This is a genomic window from Streptomyces sp. NPDC005863 (assembly GCF_042871345.1).
Lineage (GTDB): Bacteria > Actinomycetota > Actinomycetes > Streptomycetales > Streptomycetaceae > Streptomyces.
On sequence record NZ_JBIAII010000013.1, the window covers coordinates 107,011 to 131,316 of the forward strand.

26 protein-coding genes, 1 tRNA gene and 1 pseudogene are annotated in these 24,306 nt (G+C 70.4%); 9 read left to right on the plus strand and 19 right to left on the minus strand.

Features of this window, described 5'->3' with window-relative positions:
* Positions 1-31: 31 nt before the first annotated feature.
* Genes ACFYO9_RS33420 through ACFYO9_RS33430 form a run of 3 tightly spaced genes read right to left on the minus strand, consistent with a single transcriptional unit; the run spans position 32 to position 3,282 of the window.
* A complete protein-coding gene (locus ACFYO9_RS33420; RefSeq protein WP_358778302.1) occupies positions 32-916 on the minus strand; it encodes a carbohydrate ABC transporter permease in 885 nt (294 codons plus the stop codon).
* 9 nt (positions 917-925) lie between these two features.
* Positions 926-1,939, minus strand: a complete 1,014-nt coding sequence (locus tag ACFYO9_RS33425) for a sugar ABC transporter permease (protein WP_358778301.1) — start codon at positions 1,937-1,939, stop codon at positions 926-928.
* A 5-nt stretch (positions 1,940-1,944) separates the two neighbouring features.
* Positions 1,945-3,282, minus strand: coding sequence for an ABC transporter substrate-binding protein (locus ACFYO9_RS33430; protein WP_358778300.1), 1,338 nt, complete (start codon positions 3,280-3,282; stop codon positions 1,945-1,947).
* A gap of 333 nt (positions 3,283-3,615) precedes the next feature.
* Between ACFYO9_RS33430 and ACFYO9_RS33435 the strand changes: the two genes are divergently transcribed.
* Together ACFYO9_RS33435 and ACFYO9_RS33440 are read left to right on the plus strand one after the other, a co-directional pair.
* Positions 3,616-4,743 (plus strand): LacI family DNA-binding transcriptional regulator, encoded by a 1,128-nt coding sequence (locus ACFYO9_RS33435; RefSeq protein WP_358778299.1) that lies wholly within the window; start codon positions 3,616-3,618, stop codon positions 4,741-4,743.
* 142 nt (positions 4,744-4,885) lie between these two features.
* The gene (locus ACFYO9_RS33440; RefSeq protein WP_355819796.1) at positions 4,886-5,068 is read left to right on the plus strand and encodes a hypothetical protein; all 183 of its coding nucleotides are present in this window, start codon (positions 4,886-4,888) and stop codon (positions 5,066-5,068) included.
* Between the two features lie 171 nt (positions 5,069-5,239).
* On the opposite strand, the gene ACFYO9_RS33445 is transcribed toward ACFYO9_RS33440, so the two are convergent.
* Positions 5,240-5,485 (minus strand): chaplin, encoded by a 246-nt coding sequence (locus ACFYO9_RS33445; protein WP_355819799.1) that lies wholly within the window; start codon positions 5,483-5,485, stop codon positions 5,240-5,242.
* Between the two features lie 367 nt (positions 5,486-5,852).
* Here ACFYO9_RS33445 and ACFYO9_RS33450 point away from each other — a divergent pair, with 367 nt between their 5' ends.
* Positions 5,853-7,283: a hypothetical protein gene (locus ACFYO9_RS33450; protein WP_358778298.1), complete on the plus strand. Its 1,431-nt coding sequence runs from the start codon at positions 5,853-5,855 to the stop codon at positions 7,281-7,283.
* A gap of 319 nt (positions 7,284-7,602) precedes the next feature.
* Here ACFYO9_RS33450 and ACFYO9_RS33455 read toward each other — a convergent pair whose 3' ends face one another.
* Together ACFYO9_RS33455 and ACFYO9_RS33460 are read right to left on the minus strand one after the other, a co-directional pair.
* Positions 7,603-7,827: a hypothetical protein gene (locus ACFYO9_RS33455; RefSeq protein WP_355819804.1), complete on the minus strand. Its 225-nt coding sequence runs from the start codon at positions 7,825-7,827 to the stop codon at positions 7,603-7,605.
* Positions 7,824-8,309: a hypothetical protein gene (locus ACFYO9_RS33460; protein ID WP_355819806.1), complete on the minus strand. Its 486-nt coding sequence runs from the start codon at positions 8,307-8,309 to the stop codon at positions 7,824-7,826. The genes ACFYO9_RS33455 and ACFYO9_RS33460 overlap by 4 nt, the downstream gene beginning before the upstream one ends.
* Positions 8,310-8,460: 151 nt before the next feature.
* On the opposite strand from ACFYO9_RS33460, the pseudogene ACFYO9_RS33465 reads away from it, so the two are divergent.
* Positions 8,461-9,577: pseudogene (locus ACFYO9_RS33465) on the plus strand (helix-turn-helix domain-containing protein).
* Positions 9,578-9,588: 11 nt separating this feature from the next.
* A complete protein-coding gene (locus tag ACFYO9_RS33470; protein ID WP_355819809.1) occupies positions 9,589-10,170 on the plus strand; it encodes an HD domain-containing protein in 582 nt (193 codons plus the stop codon).
* 159 nt (positions 10,171-10,329) lie between these two features.
* On the opposite strand, the gene ACFYO9_RS33475 is transcribed toward ACFYO9_RS33470, so the two are convergent.
* The 5 genes from ACFYO9_RS33475 to ACFYO9_RS33495 all read right to left on the minus strand — a co-directional run bounded on the left by ACFYO9_RS33475 (position 10,330) and on the right by ACFYO9_RS33495 (position 13,557).
* Positions 10,330-10,692, minus strand: a complete 363-nt coding sequence (locus tag ACFYO9_RS33475) for a hypothetical protein (RefSeq protein WP_358778297.1) — start codon at positions 10,690-10,692, stop codon at positions 10,330-10,332.
* A gap of 90 nt (positions 10,693-10,782) precedes the next feature.
* A complete protein-coding gene (locus ACFYO9_RS33480; RefSeq protein ID WP_358778296.1) occupies positions 10,783-10,950 on the minus strand; it encodes a hypothetical protein in 168 nt (55 codons plus the stop codon).
* Positions 10,947-11,429 carry a hypothetical protein gene (locus tag ACFYO9_RS33485; RefSeq protein WP_355819815.1) on the minus strand — a complete coding sequence of 161 codons (483 nt, stop codon included), beginning with the start codon at positions 11,427-11,429 and terminating at the stop codon, positions 10,947-10,949. The genes ACFYO9_RS33480 and ACFYO9_RS33485 overlap by 4 nt, the downstream gene beginning before the upstream one ends.
* A 208-nt stretch (positions 11,430-11,637) precedes the next feature.
* A complete protein-coding gene (locus ACFYO9_RS33490) occupies positions 11,638-12,810 on the minus strand; it encodes a helix-turn-helix transcriptional regulator (protein WP_358778295.1) in 1,173 nt (390 codons plus the stop codon).
* Positions 12,811-12,915: 105 nt separating this feature from the next.
* A complete protein-coding gene (locus ACFYO9_RS33495; protein WP_355819819.1) occupies positions 12,916-13,557 on the minus strand; it encodes an HAD family hydrolase in 642 nt (213 codons plus the stop codon).
* Between the two features lie 307 nt (positions 13,558-13,864).
* Here ACFYO9_RS33495 and ACFYO9_RS33500 point away from each other — a divergent pair, with 307 nt between their 5' ends.
* Complete coding sequence (locus ACFYO9_RS33500) at positions 13,865-14,230, plus strand: helix-turn-helix transcriptional regulator (protein ID WP_358778294.1); 366 nt, start codon at positions 13,865-13,867, stop codon at positions 14,228-14,230.
* Positions 14,231-14,712: 482 nt separating this feature from the next.
* Here the strand turns inward: ACFYO9_RS33500 and ACFYO9_RS33505 are convergent, their stop codons facing one another.
* Complete coding sequence (locus ACFYO9_RS33505; protein ID WP_358778293.1) at positions 14,713-15,258, minus strand: hypothetical protein; 546 nt, start codon at positions 15,256-15,258, stop codon at positions 14,713-14,715.
* 171 nt (positions 15,259-15,429) lie between these two features.
* Here ACFYO9_RS33505 and ACFYO9_RS33510 point away from each other — a divergent pair, with 171 nt between their 5' ends.
* Complete coding sequence (locus ACFYO9_RS33510; protein WP_358778292.1) at positions 15,430-16,179, plus strand: DUF6879 family protein; 750 nt, start codon at positions 15,430-15,432, stop codon at positions 16,177-16,179.
* Positions 16,180-16,192: 13 nt separating this feature from the next.
* Positions 16,193-17,044, plus strand: coding sequence for a helix-turn-helix transcriptional regulator (locus ACFYO9_RS33515; RefSeq protein WP_358778291.1), 852 nt, complete (start codon positions 16,193-16,195; stop codon positions 17,042-17,044).
* Between the two features lie 101 nt (positions 17,045-17,145).
* Here the strand turns inward: ACFYO9_RS33515 and ACFYO9_RS33520 are convergent.
* From ACFYO9_RS33520 to ACFYO9_RS33535, 4 genes are all read right to left on the minus strand, one after another.
* Positions 17,146-17,218, minus strand: a tRNA-His gene (locus tag ACFYO9_RS33520).
* 109 nt (positions 17,219-17,327) lie between these two features.
* The gene (gene orn, locus ACFYO9_RS33525; RefSeq protein ID WP_358778290.1) at positions 17,328-17,930 is read right to left on the minus strand and encodes an oligoribonuclease; all 603 of its coding nucleotides are present in this window, start codon (positions 17,928-17,930) and stop codon (positions 17,328-17,330) included.
* Between the two features lie 10 nt (positions 17,931-17,940).
* Entirely contained in the window at positions 17,941-19,170 is a 1,230-nt protein-coding gene (locus tag ACFYO9_RS33530; protein WP_355819831.1) for a helix-turn-helix domain-containing protein, read from the minus strand.
* Positions 19,171-19,567: 397 nt separating this feature from the next.
* Positions 19,568-19,840 (minus strand): hypothetical protein, encoded by a 273-nt coding sequence (locus ACFYO9_RS33535; protein ID WP_355819894.1) that lies wholly within the window; start codon positions 19,838-19,840, stop codon positions 19,568-19,570.
* Positions 19,841-20,443: 603 nt separating this feature from the next.
* Between ACFYO9_RS33535 and ACFYO9_RS33540 the strand changes: the two genes are divergently transcribed.
* Positions 20,444-20,968, plus strand: coding sequence for a universal stress protein (locus ACFYO9_RS33540; protein WP_355819833.1), 525 nt, complete (start codon positions 20,444-20,446; stop codon positions 20,966-20,968).
* 210 nt (positions 20,969-21,178) lie between these two features.
* Here ACFYO9_RS33540 and glmS read toward each other — a convergent pair whose 3' ends face one another.
* The 3 genes from glmS to ACFYO9_RS33555 form a co-directional block, all read right to left on the minus strand.
* The gene (gene glmS, locus ACFYO9_RS33545) at positions 21,179-22,996 is read right to left on the minus strand and encodes a glutamine--fructose-6-phosphate transaminase (isomerizing) (RefSeq protein WP_355819835.1); all 1,818 of its coding nucleotides are present in this window, start codon (positions 22,994-22,996) and stop codon (positions 21,179-21,181) included.
* Between the two features lie 10 nt (positions 22,997-23,006).
* On the minus strand, positions 23,007-23,264 hold the full coding sequence (locus tag ACFYO9_RS33550) for a hypothetical protein (protein WP_355819837.1): 258 nt from the start codon (positions 23,262-23,264) through the stop codon (positions 23,007-23,009).
* A gap of 124 nt (positions 23,265-23,388) precedes the next feature.
* The gene (locus ACFYO9_RS33555; RefSeq protein ID WP_358778289.1) at positions 23,389-24,291 is read right to left on the minus strand and encodes a DUF4429 domain-containing protein; all 903 of its coding nucleotides are present in this window, start codon (positions 24,289-24,291) and stop codon (positions 23,389-23,391) included.
* Positions 24,292-24,306: the final 15 nt, after the last annotated feature.

Here is a 24,306-nt window from a genome sequence, read left to right on the forward strand (position 1 = left end):
GGCGGGGGCATCCGCTCGGCCGGGGAGCGGCTCAGCCCTTGACCGCGCCCTGCATGATGCCGCCCACGATCTGCTTGCCGAACAGCACGAAGGCGAGCAGCAGGGGCAGCGTGCCGAGCAGCGCGCCGGCCATGATCACGGACTGGTCGGGGATATTCCCCATGCCGAGCCCGGCGAGGGCCACCTGCACGGTCGGCTCACCCCCCTGGGTCAGGGCGATGATCGGCCAGAAGAAGTCGTTCCACGCCATGACGAAGGTGAGCATGGCGAGGACGGCCATCGCGGGGCGGGCGGCCGGGAAGACGACGTGCCAGATGACGCGCCAGCTGTTCGCCCCGTCCATCCGGGCCGCCTCTATCAGCTCGGTGGGCAGCGCCTCCTTGAGGTACTGCCGCATGAAGAACACCCCGAACGCGCTGACCAGGGTGGGCAGCACGACGGACTGCAGCTGGTCGGTCCAGCCGAGCTTTGCCACCACCATGAACAGGGGGACGACGCTGAGCTGGGGCGGCACCATCATCGTGCCGATCACCAGGAGCAGCAGGAAGCCGCGGAAGCGGAAGCGGAGCTTGGCGAAGGCGAAGCCGGCCAGGGTCGAGAAGAGCACGGTGCCGACGGTGATGGAGCCCGCCACCACCAGCGTGTTGAGCAGGGCCGTGCCCATGTGGGCGTCGGTCCAGGCGATCTCCAGGTTCTTGAAGAGATTGCCGCCGAACCAGAAGGGAGGGGGCGTCTGGGCGAGCCGCGTGTTGTTGCGCGAGGCCGCGACGGCGGTCCACACCAGCGGGAAGAGCGAGCCGACGGTGAACAGGATCAGCACGGCGTACGTCAGTCTGCCGCCGTGGAGCTGGCGTCCGGCCCCCCGCTTGCCCTTGGCCCCCTTGTTCCCCTTGCCGGTGGACAGAGTGGTGGTCACGTCATCCCCTCACACGCTCTTGCGGATCCGGCTGCTGATGGCCCAGTTGACGAGGCCGATCAGCACGAGAATCAGGAACATCGTCCAGGCGATCGCCGAGGACCGGCCGAGGTGCTGGTTGAACCAGCCCTGCTCGTAGAGGTAGAGCCCGAGCGTCTGGAACTGGTGCTCGGTGCCTCCGGTGGGGCTCGCGCCCTGGCTGAACAGCAGCGGCTCACCGAAGAGCTGCGTCGCGCCGATCGTGGAGACGACACAGGTGAACAGGATCGTCGGCCGCAGCGAAGGGATCGTGACGTGCCGGAACTGCTGCCAGCGGCTCGCGCCGTCCAGCGCCGCCGACTCGTACAGGTCGTGCGGGATGGCCTGCATCGCCGCGAGATAGATGAGCGCGTTGTAGCCGGTCCACCGCCAGATCACGATGGAGGAGACGGCGAACTGCGCCGACCAGTCGCCGTTCTGCCAGTCGACGGCGTCGACGCCGACCAGGCCGAGCCCCCAGTTGATCATGCCGTGGTCGGTGCGGCTGAACATCAGCACGAAGACCAGGGTCGCCGCGGCCACCGAGGTGGCGTACGGCGTGAGGATCGCGACCCGGAAGAACATCGAGCCGCGCAGCCGGTAGTTGAGGAGGTGGGCCAGGCCGAGCGCCATCAGGAGCTGGGGCACGGTCGAGAGGAGCCCGATGGTGAAGGTGTTGCCCAGCGCGTTCCAGAAGAACTCGTCGCCCCAGAGGCGGGTGAAGTTGCGCATCCCCACCCACTCCATGTCGGTGGGGGTGCCGAGCTCCACGCGGTGCAGCGAGGCCCACCCCGTATAGAGCAGGGGGAAGAGGCCGAAGGCGATGAAGAAGAGGAAGAAGGGGGAGATGAGGGCGTAGGGACTCCACTTGACGTCCCAGCGGTAACGGCGGCTGCGCCGTGCCCGGCGGCGTTCCTCCGGGTCCACGGGGCGCGCGGTGGCCTCGGTGCGGGGGACCGCGCCCTCCCCGTGGGAGGGCGCGGCGGTGGTGGCGTCGCTGGTCATCCCGGTCACTGGTCCAAAGCGTTGTCGATCGTCTTCACGGCCTTGTCCCAGGCCTCGTCGGGAGCGGTTCCCTTCTGGTCGACGCCGAGCATCCCGGTGTCGGCCAGGTACTGGGAGATGATTCCGTCCTTGGGGCCGATGGGCTGGACCGGCACGCCCTCGGCGGCGCGGGAGAAGATCCGGCCCACGGGCGCGTTGCCGAAGTAGGGGTTCTTGGCGCCCTTCACCTCGGGCAGGTCGTACGCGGCGTCGGCGCTCGGGAAGCTGGCCCGCTGGTCGAAGAGGGTGGCGAGCTGCTTGGGCTCGGTCAGCCAGGCGGCGAGCTTCGCGGCCTCCTCCTTGTTCTTGCCGGCCTCGGGCACGGTCAGGAAGGAGCCGCCCCAGTTGCCGGGCCTGGGGGAGGGGGCGACGTCCCACTTGTCCTTGCCGCCGGACCCGGCCTTGTCCTTGATGTAGCCGAGCATCCAGGGCGGGCAGGTGATGGAGGCGAACGAGCCGTTGGAGATGGCCTGGTCCCAACTGGGCTGGAACTGCTGGAGCTTGGCGGTGAGGCCGGCCTCGGCGAAGTCGGCGGCGAGGTCCCAGCCCTCCTTCACCGTGGCGCTGTCCTTGTAGATCAGCTCGCCGTCCTTGTCGTAGAACTTCTCCTTGCCCGAGGCGTGCACGGCGGCCATCACGCCGGTCGCGCCGTCCACGAAGGAGGTGCCCTTGGGCGCCTTGGCCTGGTAGCGCTTGCCCGCCGCGAGGTACTTCTTCCAGTCGCCGGCCCAGAGCTTGCCGACCTCCTCGCGGTCGGTGGGCAGGCCGGCCTTCTTGAAGAGGTCCTTGCGGTAGCAGATGCCGGTCGGGCCGATGTCGGTGCCGAGCGCGATGGTCTTGCCGTCCTTGCTGGTGCCCTGCTGCCACTTCCAGTCCAGGAAGTCGTTCTTGTCGACGCCGTCGACCTTGCCGAGGTCCATCAGCTTGGCGGAGTGCGTGGTGGTCAGCTCGGCGATGTTGCCGACCTCGACGGCCTGGATGTCGGAGAGGCCGCTGCCGCTGCTGAGGTGGGTGAGCAGGGCGGGCCAGTAGTTCTCGTTGCGCTGCACGGAGTTCTGTTTGATCTTGATGTCCGGGTGGAGCTTCTCGTACTCCTTGTAAAGACCGGCCTCCTGGAGGCCGAAGGCACCGAAGACGCCGATCGTGAGCGTCGTCTTGCCCTTCCCCCCACCACCGCCTCCGCCGCCCGAGGAGCCCCCGGCGTCGTCTCCGTCGTCGGCGCAGCCGGCCAGCAGCCCTGCGGCCAGAGCGGTGACGGCCGCGAGGACGGTCACCCTGCGGTATGTGCGAGTCCTGTGGCGCATTACGTCCTCCTCGTGCCCCTGACGTGCCGACCGCCCTCGGCCAACTCGACGGCTGTGACTGCGAGTTGAAGAGTCGAACGCGGGCGGGGGACGTGCGGGTCGGGTAAAAGCCGAGTACGGTGGGAGCGCTCCCATGTGTGATGCCTTGAAGAGTCGCGGCTCTCCGCGGGGGTGTCAAGGCAGCGGACGCCAAGAGTTGAAGGCATTGGTTTTGGCGTCCGCGGTGCGTCGGCCCCGGTGGTTGCCCGGTGTCCGACCCGCGTTTGTCCGGCGGGGGCCGGCCGGCGGGCGGGTCGTGGACCGGCTGTTAGATTCGCGTCGACGGGAGGCACGATGGGGACTGGTCAGCCCAGGGGGCGCAGTGGTGGGCGGCCCACGCTCGAGGAGGTGGCGGCGCGCGCCGGAGTCGGCCGCGGCACCGTCTCCCGGGTGATCAACGGCTCGCCGCGGGTGAGCGAGCACACCCGTGCGGCGGTCGAGGAGGCGGTGGCGGAGCTCGGATACGTCCCGAACACGGCGGCGCGGGCGCTGGCCGCGAACCGTACGGACTCCATCGCGGTCGTCGTGCCCGAACCGGAGGCGCGGTTCTTCGCCGAGCCGTACTTCTCGGACATCATCCACGGCGTCGGCCAGGCCCTCGCCGACACGGACATGCAGCTGGTGCTGACCTTCGCGGGCGGCGACCGGGAGCGCCGCCGGCTCGCGCAGTACCTGGCCGCGCACCGGGTGGACGGCGTCCTGCTCGTCTCGGTGCACGCCGACGACCCGCTGCCCGACCTCCTCCAGCAGCTCGACACCCCCGCGGTGATCAGCGGCCGCAGGTCGGCCCACGAGACGCTGGCCTCGGTGGACTCGGACAACTTCGCGGGCGCCCGGGCGGCCGTCGCCCACCTGGTGGCGCGCGGCCGCCGCACGATAGCGACGATCACCGGCCGCCTCGACGTGTACGGTGCCCAGCGCCGCCTGGACGGCTACCGCGAGGGCCTGCGGGCCGCGGGCCACCCCGTCGACGAGACGCTGATCGTGCGGGGCGACTTCACCGAGGAGGGCGGCCGCCGTGCGATGGCCGAACTCCTGGAACGTACACCGGACTTGGACGCGGTCTTCGCGGGCTCCGACGTGATGGCGGCGGGCGCCCGGCAGGTGCTGAGGGCGGCGGGGCGCCGCATACCGCAGGACGTGGCCCTGGTCGGCTTCGACGACTCGGCCATCGCCCGCCACATGGACCCGCCCCTGACGAGCGTGCGCCAGCCGATCACGGAGATGGGCCGCACGATGACGGAGGTTCTGCTCGCCGAGATCGCGGCGCGGGGGGAGGCCGGGGGAGTCGGAGAGACGGGGCGTCGGAGTGCTGCCGGGGCCGGGGCCGGGGCCGGGGCCGGTGGCGGTGGCGGTGTCGGGTCCGGTGGGCGTCGGCAGATCGTGCTGCCGACGGAGCTGGTGGAGCGGGCCTCGTCCTGAGCCCCGTTGGGGTCCAGGGGGCGTGAAACCGGCCCGTGACCAGCCGTCACCACGCTGCGTGACGCTTCGACGTGCGCCTCGCCGCGCCGCGCCGGAAGCTGTGAGCGGGGGGCAGGAGTTCCCACTGCGAAGGAGACCCACCATGGGCATGAAGGACCAGTTCCAGGACAAGGCCAAGGCGCTCAAGGAGCAGGCCGAGAAGGCGCGAGGCGGCGCCCGGGACGAGGCGTCGGAGCGCGGCCGTCAGGCCGAGGACCGGACCCGCAAGGGCCAGGACGAGCTCCGCGACACCGCGGACGACGCGCGGGACCGCTTCCAGTCCTGACCGCGCGATCCTGGCAGGTCCTCGGCCGATGGCCAGGGCCCCAGCGTGCGCACGGTGGCGGCTGTGGCGTCCCGTGAACGCGGGGTTGTTGTGGAGCCCCGTGAATGCGTGAACGAGCCCCCGCCTCGATCGACTCGATCGAGGCGGGGGCTCGTCGTGTGTTCTCGGTTCTCAGTTGTTGACGTTGGCGCAGGTGTTGCCGGAGGCCGGGTTCAGCAGGGCGAGGACGTCCACGCCGATGCCGCAGGCGTTGACGGGGACCTCGACCGGGATCTGGACGTTGGTCCCGGAGAGGATGCCGGGGCTGTTGCCGGTCGTCGCGGTCGGGCCGTCGTCGGCCAGAGCCTGCCCGGCTCCTCCCAGAACGGTCAGACCCGACAGCAGTACGGCGGCGGTGAGAACTCGGGCACGGCGCATGGAAGACCTCCAAGGGTTCGGGAACGCGTGCGAGTCCAACTCACCTCAGTCCGGCCCAACTCGCGACCGCTGACGGCCATATGAACGACACGAGGCCCCGTGACGGGTCCAGTGACACATCCAGCGGCGTATCCCGTCGCGCACCCCGAGACGTATCCCGTCGCGCACCCCGAGACGTATCCCGTCGCGCACCGCGAGACGTATCCCGCGCAGCGCCCCACGAGCCAGCGCGGTCGCTGAACCGCCGTCACCTCGATCGGGGGCCCCGCACGGCGTCTCCGGTGGCGGGCCGCAGGAAGCGTGCATAGAACGGGAGACACACGCTCACCATGCGGGGCGAGAACGCCCGCTGAAATGGAGAAGTGACATGGCCGCTGAGCCTTACTCTGCCGCCGGGGAGACGTCCGGGCCCGGCGAACCCCTGGTTTCGACGACGCTCCACTGGGGCACCGCGCAGCTCGGCGCCCCACCCCGTGACCAGCCCGCCCCGATACCGCAGACGGCCGAACCCGGCACGCGTCCCGCCGCGGACCCCGCAGGTGACCACCCCACGGGCCACACCACTGCCCCCACGGGCCCCAATACCGCCCCCACGGGTCACACCACGGACCACGCGGGCCACGTCACCGCCCACACGGGTCACGTCGCGGGTCCGCCGGCCGGCGTCGTACTCCCGGAACGGCCGACGCACGAGCCGGACCGGCCCCCCACCGACCCCGACCGGCCTCCGCAGGAGCCGGGCCGGCCCCCGAACGCGCCGGCCGACCGACCCGCGGAACAGACGACGCCCACCCCTGACGTCGCCACCGAAGCCGATGCCGATGCCGACGACGACGCGGTGGTCGAGCTCATACGAGTCGCTGTGGTCTCCCGTCCGCTGGACGACGTCGTCGACCTGGTCACCCGCCTGGAGCAGTCGCCCGAGGAACGTGCGACCGCGCGGTCGGTCCTGCGGCTCGCGGCCGTGGCGCGCTCCGTCGAGGACGTCACCCGGCTGGTCGAACTCCTGGGCCCGCCCGAGTACCCGGCCGACCACATGGACGAGGCCATCCGGCACGCCGCCGAGGAGCGGCCCATCCCCGAGGTGAGCCGTCTCGTCCAGCTGCTCTCGCGCCCCCCGCACGACCCGCACAGCGGCGCCGAGGTGGTGCACGCGGCCGGTACGGCGCGCTCCGTCGAGGACCTGATGGAGCTGATGGACAGCCTGCGCGACCACACGGGCGACGGCTCCGCCACGCACCCCATCAACCTCGCCGCGCTCACCAGGCGGGCGCCCGCCGAGGCGGACACCTCCGCCGCGCCGGGCACGCCGGGTGCGCAGCCCGCCGGTGCCGGTCAGCCCTCGCCCGCCGTGGCGACGGCCACCACTCCGGGGCGGGGCCGCGAGCGCACCCCCGTGACGTGGCTGCGCCGGGTGGCCGGCGTGCTGTTCCTGCTCTGCGCGGCGGCCCACGTCCCGATGGACTGGTCGCACACGCCGACGGTGGGTCTCTCCGTCGCGGTCGGCGTCGCCGCCGTCTGCGCGGTGGCGGGCGTGGCGCTCTTGCTGAGCGGTTCGCCGTTCGTGGCGGTGGCGGCCACGCTGGTGGCCGGGGCCCTGACCGTGGGTCATCTGGTCGACGACCGCGTCAACTCCAAGACGCTCGGTTACGTGCTGCGGCCCGACGGGGTGGCGCCCCCGCTTCCCGCCCTGTCGGCGATGGTCGCGACGCTGGCCGCGCTCCTTGTGGTGGCGCTCACGGTGGCAGGCCTCAGGGCCGCGGCCAACCGCACCCCCGCCCCCGCCCCGCGCCGCTAGCGGCGGGAACGGGCGAGGACTGAGGGCATACCCAAGGGCCGATCCGTGCGAACGGATCGGCCCTTGGGCATTCAGGGGTGAGCGACGGCACCCTAGTGCTCGGAGCAGACGGCGCCGCTCATCAGCGAGCGGGGTTCGGCGGCTGCGGACACTCTTCGTGGACGAGGATGGTCGCGCCGCCTGCGGATACCGAGATCTTGACGTACTGCCTGCGCGGCTGTCCTTTGGTGATGGGCTCGTCACAGCGCCAGCAGAACGGCGCGCCCTCACTCATGTCCTGCGCCTGCGAGCCACGGCCATGCCGTTCGCAGTGAGGCGCTCATGGGCCCTCCTCCGACGACTTGTTGGTGTCGGCTGCCCGAGCGTGGCGGAGGACCAGGCGGGTGACCCGGAGCGCGCGTCGGATGCGTGGCGCCTCCTCGCAGTCCTCGTCGGCCCCGCAGACGCCGCACTCCAAGGTGTGCATGAGCAGGACCTCGTAGATCTCCTGAGCCTGTTGTTCCAGTTCGGCCGTCCCGAGGGTGAAGTCGGTAGAACTGCTCACTGCGGCCTCCCTTGCGCCTCGCGGGCGATGTGCACCAGGGCTGCGACCGACGGGACGGCACAGACGTCGCCGACGATGCGGGGCCGCACGGCCCAGTAGAGGCCGTACGGGCCGCGCAGATCGGGGGCGGGGATGCTGAGGAAGTGTCCGGCGCCCAGCATGGGGGCCTCGTCCGGGTAGACCCATCGCGCAGTGGGCTGCGGCGCGGTCAGTGCGTAGTACGCGTGCTGGGGACGGCTGTGGATGACCGGCCCGCAGAACAGTTCAGCCAACGTCTCGGTCACCTTCCGGAGATCGTCGGTCCCGGCGCCCGCGTGCACGGTCCGCGCGGGCAGGCGCACCGCGTTGAACCGGGTGCCGAGCGGCAACAGGGCGACGCCCCGCTCGGCCCATTCCCGATGCGCTTGGCGCGGCTCCCTCTGCGCACGTGCGAGCCAGTCGAATGCTGCTGCTTCCTTCGTCGGCGCATTCAGGTGTGCCAACGAGGTTCCTTCTACGACGTCCACGGCGGCACCACTCCCACTACGCTGAGTTGCTGGTCATCACCCTTCGACAGTAGGGAGCGGTGATCGTCGCCAGAAGTGACCGTGGGTACGGGTAAAGGCCTGCCCCCGACCGGGGCGAAGGGGCGACATGGAGCAGCACACGCGACCTACCCTGACCGGGGGTCAGGGCAAGGTGGAGCGCGGGCGAGCGGGCATCATCTCGGGGTACGTGTTCCGGGTGATCCGCGAGCAACTGGGCCTCACGCAGGACGGCTTCGCCGAGAGTTTTGGTGTCTCGGCGGACACCATCGCCGGGTGGGAATCCGGGCGACGGCCGCTGACATCGGTGCCCGTCGGGCAGATGCTCGTCCACCGGCACCGGCTGATGCACATGGGAGTGGGCCCCGAACTGCTGGCTGCCCTGGAGAGGGCCACGGAGGCGGACGTCCTTCTGGCCAGTGCCCTCGATGACGGCGCGTCCACCGATACCGGCCCGCTCGGGGCCTGGGTCATGCAGCGCGATCTCGTCGAGGTTCTGATCTGGCCGCTCAACGGAGTGGCGCCCGCGCTGATCCGAGCCCTCCCCTCACCACGGCGTGTGCGGCGCGGGCCGGTTGAGGGCTCCGGACATCCCCGCCGAGGACCGCGCTCGCTTCTTCGCCCGCATGCGCGAGACCGCAGAACAGGCACGGGGGAGCAGCAACTTTCTGTTGCGCCGCCAGGCCTTGTACCTGGCGGGATTCGACGATGAGACCGACACATCCGACTGGCTGGCCCACCAGCAGAAGCTCGTACGCCCGGATGACTGGTTGAGCCGCTGGCTCAACTCCCGGTCCGTGGCCGCGGTTGCAGCCCGCCGAGGCGACCGAGACCGGATGGCGCACTTCATCACACGCACACTCGCGGACGACGACGCTGCTGAAACTGCGAACCTCAACTACTGGGCCTACTGGATCGGCGAGACGCCACACATCCAGTTGTCGGACGACTTCATCGCTTCACCCGCCCCGGGCCCATGGCATGGGAATCGCCTGCTTGAACACCTCGTCCAGGGGCTGACACCCCGGCATGGCTTCTTTGATCTCAACGTCCACACCCTGTGGGCGCTCCTGGCGGCGCGCCCCACCCTGCTGCGCACCCCCTCAACGGCGGGGAAGGCGCTACGCGCCAGGCTCCCCGTGATGTTGGATGACTTGCAGCTCTCCGCTCGGACACGGCGGGAGCTGGAAGGCATCCGGTACGCAATCCGCCTCGCCGAGGCGTGAAAGGGGACACCGTGGCTGAGGACCTGGCGGACGTGGCCCACTTCCTGTGGGAGGCGGGCACGCTGAAGCAGGCTCGCCGGACAGGCTGGTGGATGGCGGGGGTTCGCGACCCGGAGAGCGTGGCCGAGCACTCGTGGCGCACGTCCGTCATCGCATCGGTCATCGCGACACTCGAGGGCGCGGACGCCGCCCGCGCCGCGCACCTGGCCGTCTGGCACGACAGCCAGGAATCCCGCACGGGCGACGTCAACCACCTGGGCAGGAAGTACATCGGCCGCAAGGCCGACCCGCAGGAGGTCACCGCGGACCAGACGGACGGCATGCCCGAGATCCTGCGCATCGCGGTGCGCTCAGTCGTGGCGGAATACGAGGCGCAGGAGTCACCCGAGGCCCGCTGCGCGCGAGACGCGGACAAGCTGGAGTGTCTCCTGCAAGGCCTGGAGTACAAGTCCCAGGGATACGAGTCGGCCCAACGCTGGGTCGACAACAGCCGGGCCCGGATCACCACGGCGTCGGGGCAGCAACTTGCCGACCAGCTGCTGGCGCAGGCACCGCTCGACTGGCTGCACGCGGTCATGGGTGAAAAGGGCTGACCGGGGTGACACGAACCCCCACCGCCAGAAGATGGTGGGGGTTGGTCAGTACGGCCGTCGCCGTTACGGATCCGCACGGGCTCCCGTCGACACCCGGGTGCCGGACGGGATCGACGCACGAGCTCATGAAGAAGCCCGCCTCGCTCCGTGACCGGACCGTCAGGTGCACGGCCCGCCATCACGCCAATACGGGTTGTCCAGGATCTCGTTCTGCCGTTGCACGATCGCTCGTGTCCGCTCTGGGGTGGACCCAAGCGGCGTGCAGATGGGACAGATGGACACCCTCGCCGAGCTGCGGATCGTCGGGGCCGGGGGCCCGGTGTGCTCGGAGCAGACCGGGCCGGCCTTCAGCGAGGCGCCGTTGTCGCGTGGCGGCCGCGACGACCCGGACATGGCCTCCCCGTCAGGCAGCTCCTTCAGGATCGGGTCGAGGTCGGTGCGGCCGGCCTTGCGCCAGTCGAGGCCGGGTGCGGTGTGGTGCTCGTAGGGGGTGGTGGTGCGGCCGTTCGTGAGCGTGCCCATAGGGCGCCTCCTTAAGTGGTTCGAACCCTGGGTTCAGCCCAGGGCCGGTCACCCTCCGCATGGGCGAAGGGGGCTGAAGGGGGGAGCGGGTCAGTCCGCCGGACGGGCGGCCATCCGGGCGGCACGGAGCGCGCGCCGGATCCGCTCGCCTTCCTCGCAGTCCGCCCACTCCTGGCAGGGACCGCACCCGTCGAGGTGCGCGAGGAGGCGCTGATACGTCTCCTGCTCCTGGCGTTCCTCGGCTGTCCGCTCCCTCAACACTGCTCTGCCCCCTCGCCGGCGCTGCGGCCGATGCGGCTGAGGGCCTCCACGGCGAGGGGCTCGCACAGATCGCCCTCGAAGCGGGGCGGCACCACCCAGTGCGTGCCGGGAGGTTCGGTACGGGTGAGCTTTGGTACGCCGAGGTAGGTGCCGGTCCCCAGCCACGGTGCGGCGTCCTGGTGCCGCCAAGTCCCGTGGCGCCGGGGCCTGGTCAGCGCGTAATAGGTGCCGCCCATGGTGCGGCCGTCGTAGATCACGGGTCCGCCGAGGTTCTGCGCGAGCCGGGCTGCGATCACCGTCGGGTCGGTGGACCGCACAGCGCTGTGTACGAGATGCTCAGGGAGGCGGACCGCGTCGAACCGGCGACCGCAGGGCAGCAGGGCCACGCCGGTGTCGGCCCATTCGCGCCGGGCCTGCGCCGGCTCCTGCTGGGAACGTGCGAACCAGTCGGCGGCTTGTTCCGCCACGGTGCTCATGGCGATACCCCTGCGGGCCGTCCGCGGTGGGCGGCAGCCATCGGCCCACCCACTTGTGCGGTGCTTACCTGTTCCACGGACGCGAGGAGTTTCTCCTCGCTCGTCGTCTCACCCATCGTGACCCCTGACCTGTCGGCGTCGATGCACAGATCATGGGAGTGGGACGAGGCGGTAAGGACTACACCTTGTATCCCCGGAACCGCTTGCGTCACGCGGCCCCGAGCCACCCGACGAAGTTGTCGAGTGACTCTTCGTCCGCTCGTTTCAGCCGGCGCAGGGTCACCGCCGTCTCGCGGGCCCACGGATGCTCGCGCGTATGCAGAGGAGCGATGGCGCGGGCCGCTTTCAGGGACTCGAAGGCCTCGTCGAAGCGTTTTCCCCACAACTGCGCGCGGGCGAGCTCGATCCAGAAGCCGGAGCGCCGTTCGGCGGGCAGCGCGTCGGACGGCGCCCAATCCCGAGCGACGGCGAAGGCGCGGTCGATGTGGTCGCTGCCCAGGCTCACGGCCACCGACACCTCATGAATCCGTACCGATTCAGGCCCGAACGCCGTGCCCAAATAATTTCCCTCGCGTACGCCCTCGCTCAACTGGCGGGCCGCGCGCAGGTGTTCCTCCGCTGCGTCCGCGTCTCCGCCCCTGCCGGCGATGACGGCGGCGCGCATGTGCAGGGCACCCCTTGCGGCCGAGGCCTGCGGGCCGGTCGCGGCCGGCGCGGCGTCGATGGCCGTCTCCAGGGGTTTCAGGCCTGCATCGTGAGCCCGGGCGACGAAGAACGTCTCTGTGCGTACGTATGCCACCGATGCCGTCAGGAGAGGGTCCTCGACGTGTGGAACGGCCCACCGCACGAGGTCGATGAGGCGGGCCGAGAGGTCGCGGGCGCCGTACTTGTAGGCGACGGCGTCGGCGGAGCGGGCGGCGCCGACCACGAGGCGTGCTGCGGTCCTGCGGTCCGGTGCGGTGTGAAAGGCGGCGAGCGCGTCACCGAGGAGAGCGGGGGCGTGCTTGGCGATCCGGCCGTACTGGGCACCGAGCCGCCAGGCGATGGCGTCCCCCACGGCGTCGTACAGCTCGTCGGGGCTACGACGGGGCGGAACAGGGGGAATGTCGTAACCGGCGATGCTCGCCGAGATGTCCGGCAGTGCCGCATGCACGCGGCGTTCGGTCCCCGTGTAGGAGGCCAGGAGCCGGGTCGGGTCGACGCCGAGCGCGGCTGCGATCGCTTCGAGAGCCGCGTCGCTCGGCCGGCGTGCGCCCCGCTCGATTCCTTTGATCGTGGCCAGGGACAGGTACGCCCTGCGGGCCAGATCGACCTGTCGCAGGCGCTTCGTCTTACGGGTGGTGGCGATGCGCCGCCCCACGTGATCGTCAACTGCGCTCATACTGGCTCCGGTTCGAGGCATCCGCTTCGAACCGTACTCACGTCGTCACACGCCCGTACGGGTACGGCAGCCTTTCATCAGCTGGTGGCACCGCTTCATCCGCGATCAGCGGTGGACGATGGCCACGAGATCCATGAGTGAGTCGATCCGGTGGTCCGCCGCAGCGATCACTTCCGGAGCGTCCGCCCACAGATGGCCCCACGGGCCACGACGAAGGTGGGCGGTGCGCAGTCCCGCCGCATGGGCCGGGAACGTGTCGTTGTGCGGGTGGTCGCCGACGTAGAGGATCTCCTCGGCCGCGGTGCCGGACACGGAGACGAGCCGCTCGTAGAACGCGGCCGAGGGCTTGGCGACGCCCCACTCCCCAGACGTCGCGACCACGTCCGTCGGCAGGTCGAGGGACCGCAGCAGTTCGCCGGCCTTCACCGTCTGGTTGCCCGCGACGATGACGCGGATACCGGCTCGGCGCAGCGCGGCGAGGGCCGGACGTACGTCGTCGTACACGTCCCTTTCGTCGAGGCCCTCGCCCCGGCCGGCCTCTTCGCGGGCCCGGTACTCCGCCGGGACGTCGATGTGCGGCCGGATCAGGCGCAGCGCCTCGGCGTTGTCCTTGCCCTGCGCGACCACCGCGCCGACGAGCGCTGACACCGTGTGGCGCGGTACGCCCAGCCAGTCGGCCCAAGCCGCCCAGTACCGGTCGTCCCGTACGAGGGTCTCGCCTACGTCGAACGCGATGGTACGGATCATGTGGCGACCCTAGTGGGGCCCGACGACGACACGAAAAGGCCCGACCCGCTCTCGCGGACCGGGCCTCTCCGATCAGGGTGAGTGACGGGACTTGAACCAGATAATTGACCCTATTGTGACCTGCGACGATGCAGAATGTCGGTGCAGATAGGGCCAGTTCGATGTCAGTCAGTGTCGGTACGCCGCATCGCGTGCTCTCCGGTTTGGCCGTGGCCAAACGGTAGCCATCCCCCGCCCCCGCCCCCGCCGTGAGGCAGGGGCGCCGCTGGCCCTTCGCCCGGAACATGCCGCAGCGAGCGTTGAGCGGGTGCCGCCCGCTCCGCCGTCGTCCCGAGTCCTCGCCGCCCGACGGGCCGTAGGCGATCGCATCCGAGTCGCACGACTCCGCGCGAAACTCAGCCGGGAGCGCCTTGCCGAGAAGGCCGGCCTCGACCGCCACGCCGTCAACCGCATCGAGCAGGGCCACGCCTCTCCCCTCCTCGACAACCTGATCCGTATCGCCGACGCCCTCGGCGTCCCGCTCCGCGACCTCGTCCGACCTGAAGAGGGTCCGACTCAGCGAACGAGCCGGACCTTCAACGCGGTCAGGTCGCTGGCCCGCCCTCACGCCAGTACGGACTGTTCAGGATCGCGTTCTGCCGTCGTACGGCCGCCCACGTCTGCTCGGGCGTAGAGCCGAGCGGCGTGCACAGGTGGCAGATGTAGCTGCCCGCCGCACTGTGCACTGTCGGGGCAGGCGGTCCCGGGTGCTGCGAGCAGACCGGGCCACCCACCAGCGAACGGAGATTGTCGCGAGGCGGAGTCCAGGCCGCGCGCTCTCCGCCCGCGGTTTCAGGCTGCGGCGCTGGCCTCGGCGAGTTCCGCTGCGCTCGCCCGGAACCCGTCGAACTCACCCGCGATCACCCCGTCGAAGAACTTGCTGATCTCCACCCGGCTCATGAGGTTCCTCCAAGGGCTGGTTAACCCCGTGTGCGCGGAGGGAGTTGGGGGTGCGCGAGGCCGAGCGGGTGGCGGCGCGTGCGGCGCGGAGTGCGCGCCGGATCCTCTCGCCCTCAGCGCAGTCCGCCCACGCGTGGCAGGGCGCGCACCCGTCGAGGTGTGCGAGGAGGTGTTGGTACGTGTCCTGCTCCCGACGCTCCTCGGCCGTGCGCCCGGTCAACACGGCTCTGCTTCCTCGCTTGTCCGTCCGACACGACTCAGAGCCTTCACGGCCAGGGGCTCGCACAGGTCGCCCTCGAAGCGGGGCGCCACCACCCAGTGCGTGCCGGGTGGTTCGGTGCGGTTGAGCCTCGGTACGCCGAGGTAGAAGTCGACCCCCAGCCACGGTGCGACGTCCTGGTGCCGCCAGGTCCCCTTCCGGCGCCGTCTGGTCAGGGTGTAGTACGTGCCGCCCATGGTGCGGCCGTCGTAGATCACCGGGCCGTCGAGGCTCTGCGTGAGCCGGGCCGCGACGACCTTCGGGTCGGTGGAGCGCACCGCGCTGTGCACGAGGCGCTCGGGGAGGCGGACCGCGTCGAACCTGCGGCCGCACGGGAGCAGGGCCACTCCGGTAGCCGCCCACTCGCGCCAGGCCTGCGCAGGCTCCTGCAGGGAGCGGGCGAGCCAGTCGGAGATGGCCGAGCCATCTCTTTGGCCGAGAGACTCCACGGCGGTGAACGGGGCGACGCTCGCGGCGTCGCTCGACTCGGATGCTGAGGCCATGCCGAGGACGGTAGGGACGCACAGCCGCAAGAACCTAGGCGGTGTTCTCGAATGTTCCCAAACTCTGGCCGGATGTTCTCGTGTGTTCTCGTATCGGGTGCTGCACCCTCTGGAGCGGAGGCGCATCGCAGCGTGATGCTGGTGGCGACAAGCCGAACCGAGGGAGGCGGCATGGCGCGACGACTGCGCTTCAACGGCACGGACAGCAAGAACGGCGGCTGCCCGGCGATTCACGAAGACCTCGACTCCGGGCAGGTGATCGTGCAGGGAACACCCGTCAGTGACCCCGACGACGTGTCCCAGCTCCAGCACTTCGGTCCGGACGACGCCGCCGTGGCCGTACCGCGCGAACTGCTCGTCAACCATGGGCCCAAGGAGATGGTGCGAGTGCCCAAGCTGATCGATCTCGAAGAGTTCGGTCAGCTCTTTGAGACGTTCGCGCACTCGGCCTGGCACCTGGAGACGCGCCGCGGGTACGCCTCCGACAGGGACGATCCCGGCTTCGCCGAGTTCCGGCGCACGGGCCGGGCGCCCATGGATCTGGGCAGCGACTGGTGCAGGAACATCCTTCGTCAGACGTCCAGCGGCAAGTACGTGGGGCGGGTGCGTGTAGTGGACGATCCCCCCACCGAGGGACAGCGGTTCCTCATGGACTACTCCCGGTGCAATGCGGCGACAGGGGAGGACGTACGCAGCGTCTGGCGTGCGGACGCACAGCGCGCGCACCTGCCTGAAGAGGACTTCTGGATCTTCGACAGCCGTCTGGTGGCGGTGCTGCGCTTCGACGACGAGGACACCTTCCACGACGTCGAGGTGATCACAGAGCCCGCCGAAGTCCTGCGATACTGCCAGGTCCGGGACGCAGCCGTGTGTCACTCCCTTCCGACCGAGGCGTTCACGGCGCGACTGCGCGCAGACTGACGGCGGGGAGACGGTGAGCACGGACTTTCAGCAGGCCCGCGAGTCTCTCGGAGCCAGGCTCCGCGAGCTACGGCTCTCTGGTCCTGCCGGTCGGCTCACCGGCCCGCAACTCGCCCGACGACTCGGCTGGCCACACTCCAAGATCTACAAGTTGGAGAACGGTCAGCAGACGGCGACGCCCGAGGACCTGCGCACCTGGGCAGAGGGTGTCGGCCGGCCCGAGGTCTTCGCCGAGCTCGACGCGCGTCTCAAGGGGTTCGAGTCCCACATCCGTTCCTGGCGTCGACAACTCACATCGGGACACCGGCCCGTACAGGACGGCTGGAATCTCGAGGTAAGCCGGTCCAAGGTCATTCGCGCGTGGGAGGAGGCCGTGATCCCCGGCATGCTCCAGACCGCGGACTACGCCCGCGCCATGTTCCTGCGCTACGCCGACCTGCATGGCACGAAACGCGACACCGACGAAGCGGTGCGCCTGCGCATACGACGCCAGGAGTGGCTGCACGAGACGGGCCACCAGTTGCACGCCCTGGTGTGGGAGGCGGCCCTCCACGCTCTGATCTGCTCACCGGCCGTCCTCACGAGCCAACTCGACCGGCTCGCAGGCACGATCGGCATGGACACCGTGCACCTCGGCGTCATTCCCCTCTCCGCCTCGCTCAAGGTCCCCGCAGCCAACGGGTTCTGGGTTCTGGACGAGCGGCTCGTCATCACCGAGGACTGGCACGCGGAGCTGTGGTTGGACGACGACGACAACGTGGCCACCTATCTCCGCATCTGGAAGACGCTCGGCGAATCGGCTGTGTATGGGGCAGACGCGCAGATGATCATCGCGCGTGCACAGCGGGCGGTCCATCCCCGCTGACCGCCTGCCGGGGCATGCCGCAAAGCCCCCGGCTGGGCCAGAGGGTCAGGGAAACGACCAAGGCCCGACCCGCTTTCGCAGGTCGAGCCTTGATCAATCAGGGTGAGTGACGGGACTTGAACCCGCGGCCACCTGGACCACAACCAGGTGCTCTACCAACTGAGCTACACCCACCATGTCCGGTCTTTGTCGTTCTTCTGACCGGCCGAGAAAAAGTGTACAGGGTCCGAAGGGGTGCTCGCGCCCACGTTTTCCGGACCCCGTACACGGGGACCCGCGGAGGCTACTCCGCAGACAGGACGTGCTTGGCCGCGATCGTCTTCGCCGTGTCCGAGTCCGGGCCCGGCTGCGGGACGAAGATCGCCTCGCGGTAGTAGCGCAGCTCGGCGATGGACTCGCGGATGTCGGCGAGCGCGCGGTGGTTGCCGTTCTTGTCCGGGCTGTTGAAGTACGCCCTCGGGTACCAGCGCCGGGCCAGCTCCTTGACGGAGGAGACGTCGACGATCCGGTAGTGGAGGTACTCCTCCAGGGTCTTCATGTCCCGCAGCAGGAAGCCGCGGTCGGTGCCGACCGAGTTTCCGCACAGCGGAGCCTTTCGGGGCTCCTTGACGTGCTCACGTACGTACGCCAGGACCTGCTCCTCGGCGTCGGCCAGCGTCGTGCCGCCGGCCAGCTCGTCGAGGAGCCCCGAGGCGGTGTGCATGGTGCGCACCACCTCGGGCATGGTCTCCAGCGCCGCGTCCGGCGGGCGGATCACGATGTCCACTCCGTCGCCGAGCACGTTCAGTTCCGAGTCGGTGACCAGTGCGGCCACCTCGATAAGTGCGTCGTCCGTCAACGAGAGCCCGGTCATCTCGCAGTCGATCCACACCATGCGATCGTTCATGCGTCTTACCCTACGGCGCGCTCCTCTGGCCGGGCAGGGGAGCACGTCCTGGCGCGTACGCGTCCGAGCTCGGTTTGCCCGGATCGGTGGGCACCGAGGCCGAGGGACCGAGCGCGCTGGCGGCCGCCGTGCGCCGGGTCTGGCTCGGCACCGGGCCCGCCTCCACCAGGGCCGGCACGGACTGCGCCGTCGCCGGCACCGACTCGAGCACCCGTTCGCCCTGCGGCCTGCGGGCGCGGTAGGCGGCCCGGTAGGCGGCGGGGGACGAGCCGAGCTGGCGCCGGAAGTGACCCCGCAGCGCCACCGGCGAGCGGAAGCCGCAGCGGCCCGCGACCTCGTCGACGGAGTAGTCGGAGGTCTCCAGGAGCCGCTGCGCCTGGAGCACCCGCTGGGTGATCAGCCACTGCAGCGGCGCGCTGCCGGTCAGCGAACGGAACCTGCGGTCGAAGGTGCGCCTGCTCATGTACGCGCGTGCGGCCAGGGTCTCCACGTCGAACTGCTCGTGGAGGTGTTCCAGGGCCCACGCGACGACCTCGGCGAGCGGGTCGGCACCGATCTCCTCGGGTAAAGACCTGTCGAGATAGCGCTCCTGGCCGCCGGCCCGGCGCGGCGGCACCACGAGCCTGCGGGCGAGCGCGCCCGCCGCTTCGTTGCCGTGGTCCGTGCGCACGATGTGCAGACAGAGATCAATTCCGGCCGCGGTGCCCGCGCTCGTCAGGACGTCCCCGTCGTCGACGAACAACTCGCGCGGATCCACGTGGACGGACGGATAGCGCTTCGCGAGCGTCGGCGCGTACATCCAGTGGGTGGTCGCGGGGCGGCCGTCGAGCAGGCCCGCCGCGGCGAGTACGAACGCGCCGGTGCACAGCCCGACGATGCGGGCGCCCTCCTCGTGCGCGCGGCGCAGCGCGTCGAGCGCCTCCGGCGGCGGCGGTGACGTGATCGACCGCCAGGCCGGTACGACGACCGTGCCCGCCCGGCCGATCGCCTCCAGGCCGTGCGGCGCGGTCAGTTCGAGCCCGCCGGTGGTCCGCAGCGGGCCCTCCTCACCGGCGCACACGAGCAGCCGGTAGCGGGGGACGCCGGCGTCCTGCCGGTCGATGCCGAACACGGAGAGCGGTATGGAACTCTCGAAGATGGGACCGCCGCTGAAGAGCAGCACCGCTACGATCTCCCGGCGGCGCCGCCCCGAGAGTTTCCGAGCCGCGGTCTCCGGCGCGGCAGTGGAGTCGTGGCTCATGGTGCTAAACCCCCCTCGGGCGTCGCGGCTCCCTGTCCTTGACGTGCTTGCCTGGCTTGTCGCTGCTGCACGTTTCCCCTCGGTCCTCCACCAGTCCCCCGCCGTAATACAGTCAAGATCGAATCTACTGCGTCCCGTGCTGCCGGGGTGACCAGTTCATCACTCGGCAGATTGTCGACATGGCAACTTGGCGTGAAGCATTCGATCACGAAGCGTTGCACTCGCGCGGCCCGCTGGGAAGTGCGCCTTGCCGCCATGGCCGGTCCCCGTAGGGTGCAGACGGCCCGAGTGCACCTTTCAGCCCTGGTCGGACGGGGGTTGAGGGGGCGTTCGGCCAGGGGATCCGTCAGCTCCGGAAGTTGGCTGAAAAGCTACGGGAGCGTGTTGTGTGAATCAGTCAGTCCACCGGCGCGCTGTCGGCACTGTGACGAGTGCCCCTGTGCGCCCCCGCAGCCGTCCTGCCGTGCCGTCCCCGGTACCCGTTGTTCTGTTCTGCAAGCAGTCGCGCGGCGCCCCGTTCGGACTGGCGAAGGAGCACCCGGCAGACGCCGGTGACGGCCACCAGGCCGAGCGCCGAGCCGGCGGCGCCGGCCAGTGACGTCCCGTATCCCACGAGGACGACGGGGACCAGCACACAGCTGAACGCGGCCCAGCGGACCACGTCGCTCACCGAATCCGGCGCCGACGCGTCCTGCCGGTCCCGGGTGCGCGGCGCGAGCGCCCCGCCGGGGCGGTGTTCCTGCGCCCCCTCGGACGGGCGCCGGTGGCCGTGGGCCGGGCCGTGCTGCCCCTGCCGGGACTGCCGGGCCGCGGGGGTCTGCCGGTGCTGCGGGCCTTGCTCGGGTGAAGCCGGGAAGCGGGGGGCGGAGGGGGGCGCGGTCGAAGATCCAGGCACGGCGTGCTCCCTGTGGCGGTGAGGTACCGAGGTTCAACGCCCGGTCCGGCGGCGGGTCACTGGGGAGGGCGCAGGGTGGCCGCCGGACGGGTGGGCAAACCGCCTGTAGGAGGCAGCAACCATTGCCATACGGGCGAGGCTCGTGCATGCTCCGGTGAACGCCGGGAGCCCTGTGCAGGCCCCGGCGGGGCTCCGTTCGGGGCTTTTCGCAGGCTCTGGGCAGGAGAGGAGTGTCGCCGTACCCTTGGGGGTATGGGCTTGGGAAGATGATTCCCGGACGACCTCCCAGGTCCCTGATCCAGTACCTGAACCAGTCCATGAACCTTGGCACCACCCAAAGCCGACCCTCCCACAGAGGACTCCTTCGCCGAGACACCGATGGCCGGTCACGAATTCTCCGAACCTGCGGACCGCAAGCGGCAGGTCGCCGATCCGACAGCGACCCCCCAAGCGGCGGAAGAACCACGTCACTCCTGCGATCCCGCCTTCCGGCACGGTGTCGTCGTCGGCTTCGACGGCTCGACCTCCAGTGAGCGGGCCCTCGCCTACGCCATCGGCATGGCCCACCGTTCCGGCTCGGGCCTGATCATCGTCCACGTCGCCAACCGGCTGCCCACCACCGTGTGGGCGGGGTGCGAGCCCCCGGTCTTCGTCGACGTGCCGGACCACCGCACCGAGGTGCTCGGCCTGGAGCTGGCCTGCGCGGACTATCTCTCCGAGGTGCCGTGGATCCTCGTCGAGCGCGGCGGCGACATCTGCCACGAGCTGGAGGAGGTGGGCCACGAGTACAGCGCGGACGCGATCGTCGTCGGCTCCACGCACGGCATCGTCGGCCGCATCTTCGGCTCCGTCGCGGGCCGGCTCGCGCGCCGCGCACAGCGCCCTGTCATCGTCATCCCGTAACGCCCCTGCCCCTCCGGCGAGTTGCACACAGATAAATCTACTGGCGCGTAGAGGTGCTTTGTGCCCTTGTGAAGGGTACGAAAGGGACCTGGGCGCGGGTCGGGGTAATGGGCGACCCCGGCCCTTCGAGGAAACGACCCCCTGTGTGCTGGTGGCACGCGCAGGGGGTCGTTTCACGAGGCGGGTGTCCGCCGGGTGTCCGCCGCTCGACTACTCGACGGTCACGGACTTGGCGAGGTTGCGCGGCTTGTCGATGTCCCGGCCGAGCGCCAACGCCGTGTGGTAGGCGAGGAGTTGGAGCGGGATGCCCATCAGGATCGGGTCCAGCTCGTTCTCGTTCTTCGGCACGAGGATCGTCTGGTCGGCCTTCTCCTGCTCCTGGTGCGCGACCGCGAGGATCTTGCCGCTGCGGGCCTTGATCTCCTCCAGGGCGGCGCGGTTCTTCTCCAGGAGGTCGTCGTCCGGGACGATCGCGACCGTCGGCAGCGCCGGCTCGATGAGCGCGAGCGGGCCGTGCTTCAGCTCGGAGGCGGGGTAGGCCTCGGCGTGGATGTACGAGACCTCCTTGAGCTTGAGGGAGGCCTCGCGGGCGACGGGGTAGCCGCGTACGCGCCCGATGAAGAGCATGGAGCGGGCCTCCGCGTAGCTCTTCGCGATCTTCTTGATCTCGTCCTCCTGCTTGAGGATCTCCGAGATCTGGCCGGGCAGCTTGCGCAGGCCCTCGATGATCCGCTTGCCGTCGGAGACCGACAGGTCACGGATGCGGCCCAGGTGCAGCGCGAGCAGGCCGAAGGCGACCGTGGTGTTGGTGAAGCACTTGGTGGAGACGACGCAGACCTCCGGGCCCGCGTGCACGTACACGCCCGCGTCCGCCTCGCGGGCGATCGCCGAGCCGACCACGTTCACGACGCCGAGGACGCGGGCGCCCTTGCGCTTGAGCTCCTGGACGGCGGCGAGCACGTCGTACGTCTCGCCGGACTGCGAGACCGCGATGTAGAGGGTGTCGGGGTCCACGACCGGGTTGCGGTAGCGGAACTCGGACGCGGGCTCCGCGTCGGCGGGGATGCGGGCCAGCTCCTCGATCATCTGGGCGCCGATCATGCCCGCGTGGTACGAGGTGCCGCAGCCGAGGATCTTGACGCGGCGCACCTTGCGGGCGTCGTGCGCGTCGAGGTTCAGGCCGCCGAGGTGCACGGTGGAGAAGCGGTCGTCGATGCGGCCGCGCAGCACGCGGTCCACCGCGTCGGGCTGCTCGAAGATCTCCTTGTGCATGTACGTGTCGTGGCCGCCCATGTCGTACGACTCGGCCTCCCACTCCACGGTGGTCGGCGAGGCCGTCGTGCGCGAGCCCTCGGTGGTGTAGGTGCGGTAGTCGTCGGCCTTGATGGTGGCCATCTCGCCGTCGTCGAGGGTGACGACCTGGCGGGTGTGGGAGACGAGCGCGGCGACGTCCGAGGCGACGAACATCTCCTTCTCGCCGATGCCGAGGACGACGGGGGAGCCGTTGCGGGCGACGACGATGCGGTCGTTGAAGTCGGCGTGCAGGACGGCGATGCCGTACGTGCCCTCGATGTGGCGCAGCGCCTCGCGGACCTTCTCCTCCAGGGTGTCGGCCTGGGAGCGGGCGACGAGGTGGGTGAGGACCTCGGTGTCGGTCTCGGAGAGGAACTCGACGCCGTCGGCGGTGAGCTTGGCGCGCAGCTCGGAGGCGTTGTCGATGATGCCGTTGTGGACGACGGCGACCTTGTCGTCACCCGACATGTGCGGGTGCGCGTTCTCGTCGGAGGGGGCGCCGTGGGTGGCCCAGCGGGTGTGGGCGATGCCGGTCGTGCCCTTGAAGCGGGCGGGGACCTTGGCCTCCAGGTCGCGGACGCGGCCCTTGGCCTTCACCGTCTTCAGGCCGGCGGCCTTGGGGCCGGTGACGGCGATGCCCGCGGAGTCGTAGCCGCGGTACTCCAGGCGCTGCAGGCCTTCGAGGAGGAGCGGGGCGACGTCACGCTTGCCGATGTATCCGACGATTCCGCACATGAAGGGATTCCTAGCCGTAGACGATGCGGCGCAGCTGGCGGAGGGTGAGCTCCGGCGGCGCGACCGCGCGGTATGCGAGATCCGCCGAGATCTTCTCGAAGATCGCCGCGTTCAGCAGGCCCTGACCCTGCAGTTCGCGGTGGCGGCGACGGACGAACTGCTCGGTCGTCTCGTCGAAGTAGGCGAGCACGTCCTGGATGACCCGCAGCGCTTCGCCCCGCTGGAGCGGGGTGCTGCGCGTGAGGTGATCCACCAGGTCGTCGTGCATGCGTTGATCCTGAGGTATCGCATGCGGCTTCGCAAGAATCCTGCCCGGAATCGGGCAGGATCGTGTCGCAACGGGTCGGGCGGTACGGATCTGAGGGATACGGAGTAGGGGGGCGCCGGGCGCCTCACATGTGGCGCAGTACCGCCTGCTTGGCCGTCGTGAACTCCTCCTCGGTGAGGATCCCGGCCTGGTGCAGGTCGCCCAGCTCGCGCAGGCGCCGCAGCAGCGCGTCATGATCCTCGGCGCCGGGCCCCGGGGCCGGGACGGCCGGTGCGGCTGCGCGCGGGGGAGCGAGCGACTTCCCGGTCGGCGGCGCGGCCGGCGGCGCCGCCGGGTGCGGGAGGCGGGCCTGGACCGCGGCGGCCACCAGCGCCATCAGCGGGTCCTTCTTGAACCCCCACAGCTCGACGGCGTTCGGGTCGTACTTCGGCGGCGCCTTGGTCGGCGCGTTCCGCACGGTGAACCGGAGGTGGCCGTTCTCCAGGCCGGCCGCGGGCTGCCACTCCACGGCGGCGATGTCGTCCAGCGCCAGCGACCGCGCGCCGGCCGCCGACTTCGCCTCCTCCGTCTTCCAGTTCCACTCCAGGCGGACGGTCTCCCCGTCGAAGTTCGCGGTGCCGTCCCCCGCGGAGACGGAGAGCGGCACGGCAGGCCCCGCGAGCAGATAGCCGTCACAGGGCGTGGCCGGCACCTGTGCGAGCAGATGGGCGGTGCGGACCTCGTCGACCAGATACTCCGCCACCCCGTACCGGCCCGGCTCCACGCCCAGCTGGTACGGGTCCGCCGAGCCCGACAGCATCCCGCCCGTCGCCAGGAGCAGCGGGTCGGCGCCGTCCCGCAGCCGCAGCCGCAACCGGCCCGACTTCTTGCCCTGTTCGAAGGCAATGCCCGCCAACGCGCCGAGCGGCACGGCCAGTTCGCCCAGCGCCCTGCGCAGCGGGGTGACGTTCTTGTCGTGGCCCGGCACCAGGCGCAGCGTCTCGCCGTCGAAGGTCCAGGTCCCGTCGCGCTGGATGATTTCCGCCATGCGGGGATTCTCGCA